We start from the raw sequence: 13,886 nt of genomic DNA on the forward strand, positions 1-13,886 counted from the left end.
GGGGATGTTCAGCACATCCCTGTGCTTCACCCCTTCGGGGTTGGCACGCCAGTCTGTTCCAGACAGATTGGTAACGGGTTAAGCGAGCGAACAGCAACGCAGGATGAGGGATTTTTAGCCATAACCCTTCGGGCTGAGGCCAGTTTTCCCCATTAATATCGTCGTTCGTCATTCATTTAGCCCGCTACCCATCTGCCCGGAGCAGAGGGGCGCGAAGCCCGCAGGGTCAGGAACATGGATGTTCCTGACAATATCACTCCTCTCTCCTTGTTCTGAGAAAAACTGGCTCTCAGCAGGCCGGATTTACTTAGTGTCAACAGGCCCTAGTTTTTAAGCCAGTGGCCGGTACGGCTGACCAATAGACTTTGGTGCACTCATTTTCGTTTTTATCGCATCGGATGAAAGCCAGACCAATACAATAATGGTGGCCGCATAAGGCAGCATCGCCATAATATTTGGTGGAACTTCAAAACGTGTTCCCTGCAACACCAGATGCAGAATACTGGCAAAACCAAACAGATAGGCACCCAGCAGAATACGTTCGGCTTTCCAGCTGGCAAAAACAACCAGTGACAATGCAATCCAGCCTCGTCCTGCAGACATGCCGTCACTCCACATCGGGGTGTAAACCAGTGACAGGTAAGCGCCGGCCAGACCGGTCATGGCGCCACCAAAAAGCACGGCCATAAAACGGATCTGCTGTACGTTAATACCGATGGCGTTTGCCGCTTCCGGATTTTCACCTACAGCGCGGATTTTTAACCCCAGACGGGTGCTGCGGAATACCCAGAAAACCAGCGCGAATAACGCCAGGGTTAAATACACCAGTGGGTCGTGCTGAAACAGTACTTTGCCAATCACCGGGATATCGCTCAGCAGCGGCACTGACCAGACCTGAATGCCCTCAAGGCCGATACCAATATAATTGGTACCCAGAAATGCACTCAGACCGCCACCAAAGATGGTCAACGCAAGACCGGTTGCAACCTGATTGGAAGCCAGTGTGATAGACAGGTAGCCAAACAGAAAGGCCATACCCATACCCGCGAATATGGCGCAGAAGGTTGCCAGAAAATAATTGCCGGTAACGGATGCCGCAATAAAGCCGACTACGGCGCCAACCAGTAACATGCCTTCCTGACCCAGATTAAGAACACCGGACTTTTCGCAGACCATCTCACCCAGTGCAATCAGAATCAGCGGAGTGCCGGTTTTGAACGTGGCAAATAAAATATTTGTAATTAAATCGATATCCATGACTCAGGCCCGGGCTGTACGAGGTTGAAAGACAATGCGATAGCTGATCAGAAGATCCGCAGCCAGCAGGAAAAACAGCAGCATGCCCTGGAATAATCCGGTCAGGGATTTAGGCAGGCTCATTTCGATCTGTACCATTTCTCCACCCATAAAGGTCAGAGCCAGCAGCATACTGGCCAGCAAAATACCAAAGGGCTGCATACGGCCAAGGAACACCACAATAATGGCGGCGTAACCATAGCCCGGTGATACGTGAGGAATTAACTGGCCAATCGGTCCGGTCACTTCGGCAACACCGGCGAGGCCTGCCAGAGCACCGCAGACTAATAAGGCAAACCAGGTCAGACGGTTGGTATTAAAACCGGCATAACGTGCTGCTTTGGCATCTTCACCCAGTACCTGAATCTGATAACCAACCCAGCTGCGCGCCATCACCGTCCAGATAACCACGGTAAAGAACAGAGCAAACAGAATGGAAATATTCAGGCGGTAATCGTCGCTGAACAGGGGTAACAGCGCGGCATCGGCAAACATGGCAGATTCCGGGAAATTGAATCCGGCCGGATCGCGCAGAGGCCCGTGTACGGCGTACAGCAGAGCGTTCAGGGCGATGTAGTTAAGCATAATGGTGGTCAGGATTTCGTTGGCGTTAAAGCGGGTTTTCAGCCACGCCGCCAGTGCTCCCCACAATAAACCACTGATGCTGCCGGCAATCAGAATCGGCACCAGCACCCAGCGGCTTTCAGCATCAAGAAACTGCAGCGCAGCCATACTGCCGCCCAGTGCCCCCATAATAAACTGGCCTTCGGCACCGATATTCCAGATTTTGGCGCGGTAACACAGTGTCAGACCCATGGCACAGAGTAACAATGGCGCTACTTTTATTCCCAGTTCGGTCCAGCCATAGGCATTGGTCAGTGGTGAAATGAAAAAGGTATACAGAGCGTGCAGCGGGTCATGACCCAGTACAGAAAACAGCAACGCACCGGCAAGCAGAGTCAGCACAATAGCGATAAGAGGGGATACATAACTCATCAGGCGGGAATCGGCCTGACGTTTTTCAAGCTTAAGCATGTGCGCTCTCCAACGAGGATGGATTGGCACTGTCGTGACCAAATTGACCGGCCATCCACTGACCCAGTGTTTCGATACCCACGTCCTGGGTTGGTTTTACCGGGCTCAGTTGCCCGTCACAGATGGCGCCGATGCGGTCAGAAATCTGATACAGCTCATCAATATCTTCGGATACCACAATAATAGCGGCGCCTTCGTCGCGCAGCTGGATCAATGCATGGCGGATCAAAATCGCAGCGCCAATATCCACACCCCAGGTTGGATGGGAACACACCAGCAATTTCGGCTGCTGTTCTATTTCACGGCCGATAATAAATTTCTGCAGATTACCGCCGGACAGGCTTTTCGCCTGAGCATATTCGTTGGCGCATTTAACGTTATATTTTTCAATAATATCGCGGGCGAATTCGCGTACTTTGCGGTAGTTAATCCAGCCGTTGGCTTTCAAATCACGATGACTGCTGCTGAGCAGCGTATTTTCGACCAGCGACATATTTGGGACGGCGCCACGTCCCAGACGTTCTTCGGGTACAAAAGCAAAACCCAGCCGACGGCGCTGATCGGGGCTCATGGCGCCGATATTCTGGCCGAGCAATTCGATGCTTTCAGGACTGGTGGTTTCTTCGCCGCTGAGCAGTGCGCAGAGTTCGTCCTGACCATTGCCGGCAACACCGGCGATGCCGAGAATTTCGCCGGCTTTTACCTTAAGGTTCAGGTTGTTAAGGGTAACGCCGAACGGATCTTCCGGGGTAAAGCTGAGGTTGTTCAGGCTGAGTGCGGTCTCTCCGCCCTCGGCTTTCTGATAATTCTGATTCAGCGGAGTATCTTCACCCACCATCATCCGCGCCAGATCTTCACTGCTGACTTCCTGTGGGTTGCAACGTCCGGTAACACGGCCGTTGCGCAATACGGTAGCGGCATTGCAGAGCTCGGTCACTTCGTCGAGCTTGTGGGAGATAAACAGAATGGAGCAGCCTTCAGCAGCGAGGGTCTTCAGGGTGCGGAACAGTTCGCGTACTTCCTGCGGGGTAAGAACCGAAGTGGGTTCATCGAGAATCAACAGCTTAATGTCCTGCAACAGACAACGGACAATTTCGACCCGCTGCTGTGCACCGACCGAGAGCGTATGTACATGGCGGTCAGGGTCCAGTGCCATTCCATAGTGCGTGGAAATCTCGCGGATGCGCTGACTCAGTGCTTCCATGTCCCGGCTTTCGTCTGCCGGCAGGCTCAGGGCAATATTTTCGGCAACGGTGAGGGTTTCAAACAGTGAGAAATGTTGGAATACCATACCAATACCCAGCTGGCGCGCATGAGCCGGGCCGTTCATCTGAATGGCTTCACCCTGCCAGACAATCTTACCGGCGTCGGGTTTGATTACGCCGTAGATAATCTTCATCAGGGTACTTTTGCCGGCGCCGTTCTCCCCAAGTAAGGCGTGGGTCTCGCCGGCATTCACCAACAATTCAATATCATCGTTGGCAAGGCAGCCCGGATACTCTTTGCGGATACCGCTCAGATGCAGGCGCATGGTTGATTCTTGTGCTGGCACTAAGATTCCTCAAATTTAAAAGCTGACCACTTGGACAAATCGTTAGCAATTAGCTTGCCACATGCTGCAGCTACGCATCTCAGCATGTTTTGTTATATGCTTGACCAGTTGGTCAGGAAATTGCAACGCATTCCCCGGACAGAATTCTCTACTGAAATTCAGCTCTGTCGGGCGGTGCCGCCGCGAATACGCTTTCAGGGCGTACAGGCCGCACGGATAAACAGAGCTGTCGGGCAGAAAACAGGTGTAAGCGTGATTCGATTTAACCTAAACGGTCGCTGGATTGAAGACAATAAAATTGATCCAAATTGTACCATTCTGAAATACCTGCGCACCACGATGATGCAACCTGATGCAAAAGAAGGTTGTGCAGCGGGAGATTGCGGAGCCTGCACATTGATGCTGGGTGAAATGACAGAGCGTGGTATTGAATACCGCACACTGAATGCCTGTATTGCGTTAATGGCTAATGTGCACGAACGCTATCTGTTAACCCCTTCCGGTATTGGTCGCGCCGGACAATTGCATCCGGCACAGCAGGCGATGGTTGATTGCCATGGTTCACAATGCGGATTCTGCACTCCGGGCTTTGTTATGTCGCTGGCGAATCTGTATCAGCAGACCGGGCAGTATGAACAGCAGAGTGCATTAAGCGATGAGCAGATTCACGCTGCTCTTTCCGGAAACCTGTGCCGTTGTACCGGCTATCGTCCGATTATCGAAGCCGCACATAAAATGGCGGCACTGCCAGCCTGTGATGTCAGCGAGGTATCAGCCCGCAATGGCGTGCAAACCTTTAACCCGCAAAGCGATGTACCGGCCGATGGTTCTCCGGCGGCGCTGCAGGATGTTGATGGCCGCCGTTTATTTATGCCATTAACTGAAGAACAACTGAAAGCGTTGCTGCGCGACTATCCGGATGCCTGCCTGTGGGCCGGTGGTACCGATGTAGGCCTGGAAATTACCCAGCGCTTTAAACAATTCGACACCATTATTTGCCTTAACCGTATCAGCACGCTTGCCCGGACACAGGTGCTGGACGAGCAGTTATGGTTGGGAGCCGGTGTTACCTACAGTCAGGCTGAGCATGAGCTGGCTGATCTTTTTCCTTCGTTTGCTCAGCTCTTGCATCGAATTGGCTCACGCCAGATCCGCAATATGGGCACTTTGGGGGGCAATATTGCTAATGCTTCACCGATTGGCGATACGCCCCCCGCTTTTTTAGCTTTAAATGCGACGCTGGAAATTGACGGAAACCATGGCCGCCGTGAGGTTGCCATTAATGATTTTTATCTGGGTTATAAACAGACCGTGCTGCAGCCCGGTGAATATTTACGTGCTATACGCATTAATAAATTGCAGAGCAGCGAATCGCTGACGCTGCATAAAATCAGTAAGCGTTACGACGATGATATTTCTGCGGTTATGTTTGCACTCTTTATGGATGTGCAGAACGGCATTATAAAAAATGCACGTCTGGCCTGCGGTGGTGTTGCGGCCACGCCATTACGGGCACAGAAAACCGAGCAGGCATTAATTGGCCAGCCGTTTTCTGAAAATACGTTTTTACAGGCTGCGAACTTCATCGGCCAGGATTATCAGCCGCTGTCGGATGTTCGTGCCAGCAAAGAATATCGCCTGCAGGTTACGCGTAATCTGTTGCTGAAAAGCTATCTGGAATTAACCGCCGGACAGGCAGGAGGTGCAGCATGAGCCAGGTTTCTTCAAAAGTAACGCCCTGGGAAGCACGTCGCCAGCGTCCGGCCAAAGGTAAAAGCGGCAGTAAGCTGGCGCATGAAAGCGCCGAAAAACACGTACTGGGTACGGCAACCTATATTGATGATATGCCGGAACTGGCCGGAACCTTATTTGCTGCTGTCGGAAAAAGTACCATTGCCCATGGCAAAATTCTGTCGCTCGATTTAACCGCCGTGCGCAATGCGCCGGGTGTGGTTGATGTGATTACACTGGATGATATTCCCGGTGAAAAAGATATTGGCCCGGTATTTAAAGGCGATCCGATATTTGCCGATGGTGTGGTGGAATTTCACGGTCAGGCATTATTTGCCGTGCTGGCGGAAAGCTTTGAGCAGGCCAAGCGCGCAGTGTTGCTGGCGCAGGTCAGCTATGAAGAACAGCAGGCACTGTTAACCATTAAAGAGGCGTTGCAGCAGAATGCCTTTGTCCGCCCTGCACACAGTATGCAGAAAGGTGATGCTGCGTCTGCTATTGCCGCAGCGCCGATACAGATGAGTGGCGAGCTGTATGTAAAAGGGCAGGAGCATTTTTATCTGGAAGGCCAGATCAGCTACGCCCTGCCAGCCGAAGACGGTGGTATTAAACTCTATTGCTCCAGCCAGCATCCGACGGAAGTTCAGAAACTGGTTTCTGAAGTGCTGGACCTGCCAATCAACCATGTGCAGGTTGAAGTGCGGCGCATGGGCGGTGGCTTTGGCGGTAAAGAAACTCAGGCGGCACAGTGGGGTTGTATCGCTTCGGTTTTTGCCCGGCGCCAGAACCGTCCGGTAAAAATGCGCCTCGACCGTCAGGACGATATGGTATTAACCGGCAAGCGCCATGACTTTTATAACCGCTATCAGCTGGGTATTGATGAGAGCGGTAGAATTCTCGGCGCGGATATTGAGCTGGCCGGTTTTTGCGGATACTCGCCGGATTTATCCGACGCCATTGTTGATCGTGCGATGTTCCATGTGGATAACGCTTACGATCTGAATAACGCCCGTGTAATCGGTCATCGCTGTAAAACCAATACCGTATCGAATACTGCTTACCGTGGTTTTGGCGGGCCGCAGGGAATGATCTTTGCCGAAGCCATGCTGGACGATATTGCCCGTAAAGTGGGTAAAGATCCGCTGGATGTGCGTAAGGCCAACTTTTACCGCGACGGCGGCAATACCCATTACGGCCAGCCGGTTGAGGATTTCTTTTTACCCGAACTGGTTGAACAGCTGGAACAGGATTGTGACTACCGTGAACGCCGTGCCGCCATTACCGAGTTTAATCGTACTAACCGCTGGAAAAAACGCGGGCTGGCATTAACGCCGGTGCGTTTTGGTATTTCATTTACCATTCAGTTTTTAAATCAGGCCGGTGCGCTGGTACATATCTATACCGATGGTTCAATTCATCTGAATCATGGTGGTACCGAGATGGGGCAGGGGCTATTTACCAAAGTGGCCCAGGTAGTCGCCCATGAGTTCGATCTTGATATCGATATGATTCAGGCCAGTGCGACGGCAACCGATAAAGTACCGAACACCTCGCCAACGGCGGCCTCATCCGGCTCGGATTTAAATGGTAAGGCCGCGCAGAATGCCTGCCAGATTCTTAAATCGCGACTGGTGCAGTTTGCGCAACAGCATTATCAGGTGAATGCCAGCGACGTACGCTTTATGAATAATCATGTGGTTATCGGTGCCGATGAGAACAGCGCGCAATGGATCTCCTTCGCCGATTTCGTCACCCTGGCTTACCAGCACCGTGTTTCGCTCTCGACTACCGGTTATTACGCCACACCAAAAATTCATTACAACCGCGACACTGCCAGTGGGCGTCCGTTCTTTTATTTTGCGTTTGGCGCCTGCTGCGCCGAAGTCGAAATTGATACCCTGACCGGTGAATATAAAGTGCTGCGTGCCGATATTCTGCACGACGTTGGCCGTTCGCTGAATCCGGCGATTGATATTGGCCAGATAGAAGGCGGTTTTATTCAGGGCATGGGCTGGTTAACCACGGAAGAGTTATTGTGGGACGATAAAGGCCGTCTGCAATCCAACTCCGCAGCGACCTATAAAATTCCGACATCGGTTGATATTCCAGCACACTTTAATGTGCAGCTGTTCGATCGCGCTAACGCTGAAGATACCATTTATAACTCCAAAGCCGTTGGCGAGCCGCCATTTATGCATGGCATTGCCGTCTGGTGTGCTCTGCGTGATGCGGTCGCCAGTGTGGCGGATTATAAAATCAGTCCACCGCTGGATACCCCGGCAACCCCTGAGCGGGTATTAAATGCGGTGATGTTCTGTCAGCGAGAGAGCAAAGCATGAAATTTGTGCGCTGGTACGATGCAATTGCCCGCTGCCAGCAACGCAGCGACTCTTATGTCATTGCCACGGTAATGGGCAGTGCTGGCTCTGTACCGCGCGATCCCGGCAGTAAGATGGTCATCACCGCTCAGGATCAGTTTGACACTCTGGGCGGTGGCCAGCTTGAATTTCAGTTAATTCAGAAAGCGCGGGCATGGTTGGCTGAAACTGCAGGGAAAGCCAGTACACAGCCCAGTAAAACAGGCCCGCTTGCCTTGCAGAAAATGGAAAAAATTCCGCTGGCAGCCAAAGCCGGGCAGTGCTGTGGCGGCAGTGTCAGTGTACTGCTGGAATTATTTCAGTTGCAGACTGCACCACTGGTAGTCTTTGGTGCCGGTCATGTGGCCAAAGCCCTGATGAATATTCTGGGCGGGCTGGAGCAGCCGGTTATCTGGGTGGATAACCGCGCGGAACAATTTCCGCCGGCAGATACACTGGCCGCCAATATTGATTGTGTTTGCCTGCCTGAACCGGTCGATATGATTGCAAAACTGCCTGCAGGCAGTGAGCTGGTGATTCTGACCCATAATCATCAGCTGGATTTTGAATTATTACAGGCGGCACTGGCGCGTACAGATTTTCACTTTATTGGCTGCATCGGTTCGCAAACCAAAACCGAGCGTTTTGCCCTGCGTTTGCAGCATGCCGGGTTAACGGCTGAGCAGCTGGCGCAGCTGACTATGCCCATCGGCCTGCCGCAAATCGGCGGAAAATTACCGATGGAAGTGGCGGTATCGGTCGCCGCCCAGCTGCTGGCGCGGAAAAGTACAGCTGCTACAGATACCGAAGATAAAGCGCGGCGCAAAGGCCTGAGCTGGAAACAATTGCAGGAAGGGCTGACCGGTGACGCAGTGGCGTCATCAGAACATCAGTCTGTAAGTTATTTTTAATAACCTGACGATCCGATCATCGTCAGAATTATCCGTCTGATAATGTTGAGAAGAATATGAAAAACGAAGTGCATCCTTACAGTGAGTGGATTGATCTGGCAAACCGTCGTCTGGGCGGTCAGGTGCTGAGCTGCAGTGATGATTTCTTTGCTGAAATGGAAAACCTGATCAAGCCAGAAGCCCCGGTGTTTATTGACGGTAAATACACCGATCGCGGTAAATGGATGGATGGTTGGGAAAGCCGCCGTAAGCGTGTTGCCGGTTACGACTGGGCCATCCTCAAGCTGGGTACTCAGGGTCGTATCAAGGGCTTTAACGTATGCACTACGCACTTTGCCGGTAACGCGCCGAAGCAGGTATCGATTGAAGCCTGTAACAGCAAAACAGCACCGGATAACAGCACTGAGTGGACCATGATCGTAGCGCAGCAGGACGTAAATCCGGACAGCAATAATTTTATTGATTGTGATTCCGCTGGTGTGTGGACTCATCTGCGTATCAATAGTTTCCCCGATGGTGGCATAGCCCGTTTACGTGTGTACGGCGAAGCGGTGATGGACAGTAACTGGTTCCTGCCGGGTGAGCCTGTGGATCTGGCCTTCGTTAAAAACGGTGCACGTCCGGTGGAATGCAGCGATATGTTTTTCAGTTCCATGAGCAACCTGATTATGCCCGACCGTGGCGTCAATATGGGTGATGGCTGGGAAACCAAGCGCCGTCGCGGTGGCCGTGAATGCGACTGGATTATTATTAAGCTGGCCGGTACCGGCAGTATTAAAAAGGTCGTGGTCGATACCGCGCACTTTAAAGGTAATTATCCGGATGGTTTCTCACTGCTGGGTATTTCCATGCCGGAAGGTGAGCATCCGCAGGAAACCTCTGAGTGGGTGCCGGTGATTGAACGTCAGAAACTGACAGCCGATGCCGAACATTTCTACAAAGACGAAGTGATCAGTGGCGAGCAGACCTTTACCCATATCAAACTGAATATGTACCCGGATGGCGGTATCAGCCGTCTGAGAGTGTTCGGTTTTTTGAACACAGATAAATAGTTGGTTTTCTGAATACAGATAAATAGTGGATTCCTGAAGGATGCCCGATGACACTCGATGAGCTGAATAACCTGACGGCGGCGGAGGCCACCGCCGCCTTTACCAGCTGCTGTGCGGCAGAACGCTGGGTGGAAAAAGTGGTTGCCGCGCGCCCCTATGCCTCGGTGGATGAGCTGCTGCAGAAGGCGGATGAATTCTGGTGGACGATGGAAGAGCCTGATTTTCTGCAGGCTTTTACCGCCCATCCGAAAATCGGTGATGTAAACTCACTGCGCGCTAAATACGCCAATACCAAAGCCATAGCCTCGCACGAACAGAGCGGAGCAACGGGTGCGCCCGAGGCCGTACTGGAGGCTTTGGCGGCTGGTAACAGTGCCTATGAAGAAAAATTTGGCTTTATTTTTATCGTATTTGCCACCGGCAAGAGTGCCGGGCAGATGCTGGCACTGCTGGAGCAGCGACTGCCGAACAGCCGTGAGCAGGAAATCCGTAATGCTGCTGAGAATCAGATGATGATTACCGATTTGCGCATTAAAAAAATTCTTGGTCTGGCGACTTAAGGAGCAGAACATGCAGAAGAGTGTAATTACAACGCATATCCTCGACACCCAGCGCGGCCGTCCGGCGGTTGGGGTTGAGGTGCGTTTATTTAAATCGGCAACCGCTTCGGTTGCCGACCCACAATGGCAAAGCATGGCCAGTGCCGCGACCAACGAAGATGGCCGTATTATTGACTGGCTGGGAACCCGTGAGCGTGAGTCCGGACTGTACAAACTGGAATTCGCGACCGGGGCCTATTATGCCGCACAGGGTCTGAGCACTTTGTATCCGCAGGTGGATATTCTGTTTGAAATCGATACGCCAACCGAGCACTACCACGTGCCGCTGTTGCTGTCGGCCAATGGTTTCTCGACTTATCGTGGTTCCTGAGGAATTCAGTGATGGAATTAATTCTGCAACCTGAGCCTTTAACCGCCGAAAGCTTTTCGCCTTTCGGTGAGCTGGTGAGCGTGCGTGGTAAGCCGGTTATGATTAATAACGGTACCACCGAGCGTTACCATAATCTGGCGCAGGTTACTGTGGGGGCGGAGCCACAAAGCGGGCAGGGTATTATCAGTATTTTCCGCGCCCAGCCACGTACCCTGCCGATGAGCATTGGCATGATGGAGCGTCATCCTCTGGGCAGTCAGGCATTTCTGCCGTCGTCGGATGAACCTTATCTGGTGCTGGTATGCCTGAGCCATATTGTTAATGGCGATGAGGTGCCAGACCCATCCAGCTTTAAGCTGTTTCTCGCCAGTGGTGAGGAAGGCGTGAATTACAAAGCCAATTGCTGGCATCATCCGTTGCTGGCATTAAACCGTGTGTGTGATTTCTGGATCGTCGACCGCGTTGGTCCGGGCAATAATCTGGAAGAATTTTTCTTTCCGGACGATTGGAATATCCGAATAAACTTGTGAGAAAGAACATGAATTATCAGGGCTACCGGGGACGCGTGCTGCATTTCCTCGACGAACAGACTCCCCAGTATTTTGCCGATGGTCTGCTGATCACCGACACCGATGCCGGCACCGTGATTGGTTGTGGCGATGCCGCCACCATGCTGGCTCAGTATCCGGATCTCCGCGTGACTCAGTACGATAATGCCCTGATTATGCCGGGTTTTATCGACACCCATATTCATTATCCGCAAGTGGATGTGATTGCCTCCTACGGCGAGCAGCTGCTCGACTGGCTGAATAATTACACTTTCCCGACGGAAGTGAATTTCGCCAACACAGACGTCGCCAATAATGCAGCGGAATTTTTCCTGCAGGAACTGCTGAAAAACGGTACGACTACGGCACTGGTGTTCGGTACTGTGCATAAGAGTGCGGTGGATGCCTTTTTCGAAATCAGTCAGCGTCTGAATACGCGTATGATCTGCGGCAAGGTGATGATGAACCGTCATGCACCGGAAGCGTTGTGTGATACGGTCGAAAGCTCGGTCGCTGATACGCAGGAGCTGATCGATCGCTGGCACAATAATGGCCGTCAGCTGTACGCCATTACCCCGCGCTTTGCCATTACCTCCACACCGGAACAACTGGCGGCGGCGGGACAACTGCTGGCCGATAATCCGGGCGTTTATATGCAGACCCATCTGGCGGAAAATCTGGATGAAATTGCCTTTGTAAAAGAGCTGTTCCCGGAGCGTAAAAGCTATCTGGATGTGTACGATCATTACGGCCTGCTCGGCGAACGCAGTGTATTTGCCCACTGTGTGCACCTCGATGCTGAGGATTATCAGCGTATGAGCGAAACCGGCAGCAAAATTTCGTTCTGCCCGACGTCGAACCTGTTTCTCGGCAGTGGTTTATTCCAGCTGGATGATCAGCCGTTCCCGGTGGATGTCAGCGTAGCAACCGATGTCGGTGGTGGTACCAGTTTTTCGATGCTGCAGACCATGAATGAAGCCTACAAAATTTGCCAGTTAAAAGGCAGTAAACTGGCGCCGCAACGCGCCTTTTATATGATGACGCTGGGCAACGCCAAAGCGCTGTCGGTGGACGATAAAATCGGTAACTTCGAAAGCGGTAAAGAAGCCGATTTTGTTGTGCTGGATCTGGCTGGTACCGATCTGATGAAGCGTCGTCAGTCAATCTGTAAAACCCTGGACGAAACCCTGTTCAGCCTGATGATCCTCGGCGATGACCGTGCGGTACGCGAAACCTTCGTCGCCGGCCGTTCGGTCTGGACCAAGCCGGAGGCGCGTTAATGGAAGGCTATATCTTTGACTGGCTGAATCTGTTTCTGCGCTGGTTTCATGTACTGGCCGGTATCGCCTGGATCGGTGCATCCTTTTATTTTGTCTGGCTCGATCTGAGTCTGGAAAAACCCAGCGACGAAAATGAAGCCCGTGGTATTAAAGGCCAGTTATCCGCCATTCATGGTGGTGGCTTTTACGAGGTGGTGAAATACAAACTCGGGCCGCAGGTGATGCCGGCTAATCTGCACTGGTTTAAGTGGGAAGCCTACACCACCTGGCTGACCGGTTTTTCGTTGCTGGCGGTGATGTATTACTGGGGTGCGCAGCAATATCTGATTGATCCGGCCAAGGTGGCATTTTCACCAGCGACGGCTATTGGCAGCAGTCTGCTGTTTCTGGCCGTGGGTTTTGCGGTTTATGAATTGCTGATTAAAAGTCCATTGCGCAACAGCAATAAAGGCTTTGCCTCTGTACTGTTTGTATTTCTGGTGTTTATGGCCTGGCTGGCCGATCAGCTGTTTGCTGACCGTGCTGCCTATATTCATGTCGGTGCTTTAATCGGCTCGATTATGGCCGGTAACGTGTTCTTTGGCATTATGCCGTCGCAGCGTGAACTGGTACGTGCGGTAACTGCCGGTGAAACCCCGGATGCGCGTTATGCTATGCTGGCCAAACTACGCTCAACCCATAACAACTACCTGACCCTGCCGCTGGTCTTTATCATGATCAGTAATCATTATCCGATGACCTATGGCCATGAATATGCCTGGCTGGTACTGGCTATGATTGCGGTAATTACCGGTCTGGTGCGTCATTTCCTGAATTTAAAAACCCAGGGTGCCGGAGTAAAACCGGGTTATTTAATCAGCGCCTTTATTCTTACTGTTGCTCTGGCTTTCTGGATGGCGCCCAAACCGGTTGCAACGGTAGGTAGCGTCATTAATGCCGACCAGGCGTTGCATATTACCCATCTGCGTTGCGCCGAATGTCACGCGGAATCTCCGACCAGTGATATGTTTAAAACGCCGCCGGCGGGTATTATCCTCGAGTCTGAAGCGCAACTTCTGCAGTACAAAGACCGTATGCTCAGCGCACTGCAAACCGGTTATATGCCACTGGCCAATATCACTGCCATGACTGAAGACGAGCGGGCGCAGTTAATTGTCTGGCTGCAGGCTAATTAGTGTTAACAGGCCCTGGCAC

At 52.1% G+C, this 13,886-nt stretch carries 12 protein-coding genes; 9 read left to right on the forward strand and 3 right to left on the reverse strand.

Translation table 11 applies throughout. The annotated features are described in order from the left end of the window. Positions 1–330 precede the first annotated feature (330 nt). The 3 genes from HUF18_RS16440 to HUF18_RS16450 are packed head-to-tail and all read right to left on the reverse strand — an operon-like array spanning position 331 to position 3,862. Entirely contained in the window at positions 331–1,257 is a 927-nt protein-coding gene (locus HUF18_RS16440) for an ABC transporter permease (protein WP_145466529.1), read from the reverse strand. A gap of 3 nt (positions 1,258–1,260) precedes the next feature. Further along, the gene (locus HUF18_RS16445) at positions 1,261–2,331 is read right to left on the reverse strand and encodes an ABC transporter permease (protein WP_145466528.1); all 1,071 of its coding nucleotides are present in this window, start codon (positions 2,329–2,331) and stop codon (positions 1,261–1,263) included. Continuing rightward, positions 2,324–3,862 carry an ABC transporter ATP-binding protein gene (locus HUF18_RS16450; RefSeq protein ID WP_225693562.1) on the reverse strand — a complete coding sequence of 513 codons (1,539 nt, stop codon included), beginning with the start codon at positions 3,860–3,862 and terminating at the stop codon, positions 2,324–2,326. Before HUF18_RS16450 ends, HUF18_RS16445 begins: the two co-directional genes overlap by 8 nt. Positions 3,863–4,135: 273 nt before the next feature. Here HUF18_RS16450 and xdhA point away from each other — a divergent pair, with 273 nt between their 5' ends. The 9 genes from xdhA to HUF18_RS16495 are packed head-to-tail and all read left to right on the forward strand — an operon-like array spanning position 4,136 to position 13,867. Further along, positions 4,136–5,596, forward strand: a complete 1,461-nt coding sequence (xdhA, locus tag HUF18_RS16455) for a xanthine dehydrogenase small subunit (protein WP_225692962.1) — start codon at positions 4,136–4,138, stop codon at positions 5,594–5,596. Further along, positions 5,593–7,953, forward strand: coding sequence for a xanthine dehydrogenase molybdopterin binding subunit (gene xdhB / locus HUF18_RS16460; RefSeq protein WP_225692963.1), 2,361 nt, complete (start codon positions 5,593–5,595; stop codon positions 7,951–7,953). The genes xdhA and xdhB overlap by 4 nt, the downstream gene beginning before the upstream one ends. Next, positions 7,950–8,882: a xanthine dehydrogenase accessory protein XdhC gene (gene xdhC, locus HUF18_RS16465; RefSeq protein WP_225692964.1), complete on the forward strand. Its 933-nt coding sequence runs from the start codon at positions 7,950–7,952 to the stop codon at positions 8,880–8,882. Before xdhB ends, xdhC begins: the two co-directional genes overlap by 4 nt. 56 nt (positions 8,883–8,938) lie before the next feature. Next, entirely contained in the window at positions 8,939–9,934 is a 996-nt protein-coding gene (gene alc / locus HUF18_RS16470; protein WP_225692965.1) for an allantoicase, read from the forward strand. Between the two features lie 47 nt (positions 9,935–9,981). Continuing rightward, positions 9,982–10,494, forward strand: a complete 513-nt coding sequence (gene uraD, locus HUF18_RS16475; protein WP_225692966.1) for a 2-oxo-4-hydroxy-4-carboxy-5-ureidoimidazoline decarboxylase — start codon at positions 9,982–9,984, stop codon at positions 10,492–10,494. A 10-nt stretch (positions 10,495–10,504) separates the two neighbouring features. After that, complete coding sequence (gene uraH / locus HUF18_RS16480) at positions 10,505–10,864, forward strand: hydroxyisourate hydrolase (protein WP_225692967.1); 360 nt, start codon at positions 10,505–10,507, stop codon at positions 10,862–10,864. 11 nt (positions 10,865–10,875) lie between these two features. Then, complete coding sequence (locus HUF18_RS16485) at positions 10,876–11,394, forward strand: ureidoglycolate lyase (protein ID WP_225692968.1); 519 nt, start codon at positions 10,876–10,878, stop codon at positions 11,392–11,394. After that, positions 11,391–12,692 carry a guanine deaminase gene (gene guaD / locus HUF18_RS16490; RefSeq protein WP_225692969.1) on the forward strand — a complete coding sequence of 434 codons (1,302 nt, stop codon included), beginning with the start codon at positions 11,391–11,393 and terminating at the stop codon, positions 12,690–12,692. The genes HUF18_RS16485 and guaD overlap by 4 nt, the downstream gene beginning before the upstream one ends. Next, positions 12,692–13,867 (forward strand): urate hydroxylase PuuD, encoded by a 1,176-nt coding sequence (locus HUF18_RS16495; protein WP_225692970.1) that lies wholly within the window; start codon positions 12,692–12,694, stop codon positions 13,865–13,867. The genes guaD and HUF18_RS16495 overlap by 1 nt, the downstream gene beginning before the upstream one ends. The last annotated feature ends 19 nt before the right edge of the window (positions 13,868–13,886 follow it).

The sequence above is a fragment of the Thalassolituus sp. ST750PaO-4 genome (genome assembly GCF_020320405.1).
Classification (GTDB): Bacteria; Pseudomonadota; Gammaproteobacteria; order Pseudomonadales; family Oceanobacteraceae; genus Venatoribacter; species Venatoribacter alkanivorans.

What these genes read in the sequence shown, in the direction of transcription:
- HUF18_RS16440 (WP_145466529.1), bottom strand. Translation starts at nt 1,257, where the DNA reads ATGGATATCGATTTAATTACAAATATTTTATTTGCCACGTTCAAAACC.
- HUF18_RS16445 (WP_145466528.1), bottom strand. Translation starts at nt 2,331, where the DNA reads ATGCTTAAGCTTGAAAAACGTCAGGCCGATTCCCGCCTGATGAGTTAT.
- HUF18_RS16450 (WP_225693562.1), bottom strand. Translation starts at nt 3,862, where the DNA reads ATGCGCCTGCATCTGAGCGGTATCCGCAAAGAGTATCCGGGCTGCCTT.
- xdhB (WP_225692963.1), top strand. Translation starts at nt 5,593, where the DNA reads ATGAGCCAGGTTTCTTCAAAAGTAACGCCCTGGGAAGCACGTCGCCAG.
- xdhC (WP_225692964.1), top strand. Translation starts at nt 7,950, where the DNA reads ATGAAATTTGTGCGCTGGTACGATGCAATTGCCCGCTGCCAGCAACGC.
- alc (WP_225692965.1), top strand. Translation starts at nt 8,939, where the DNA reads ATGAAAAACGAAGTGCATCCTTACAGTGAGTGGATTGATCTGGCAAAC.
- uraD (WP_225692966.1), top strand. Translation starts at nt 9,982, where the DNA reads ATGACACTCGATGAGCTGAATAACCTGACGGCGGCGGAGGCCACCGCC.
- uraH (WP_225692967.1), top strand. Translation starts at nt 10,505, where the DNA reads ATGCAGAAGAGTGTAATTACAACGCATATCCTCGACACCCAGCGCGGC.
- HUF18_RS16485 (WP_225692968.1), top strand. Translation starts at nt 10,876, where the DNA reads ATGGAATTAATTCTGCAACCTGAGCCTTTAACCGCCGAAAGCTTTTCG.
- HUF18_RS16495 (WP_225692970.1), top strand. Translation starts at nt 12,692, where the DNA reads ATGGAAGGCTATATCTTTGACTGGCTGAATCTGTTTCTGCGCTGGTTT.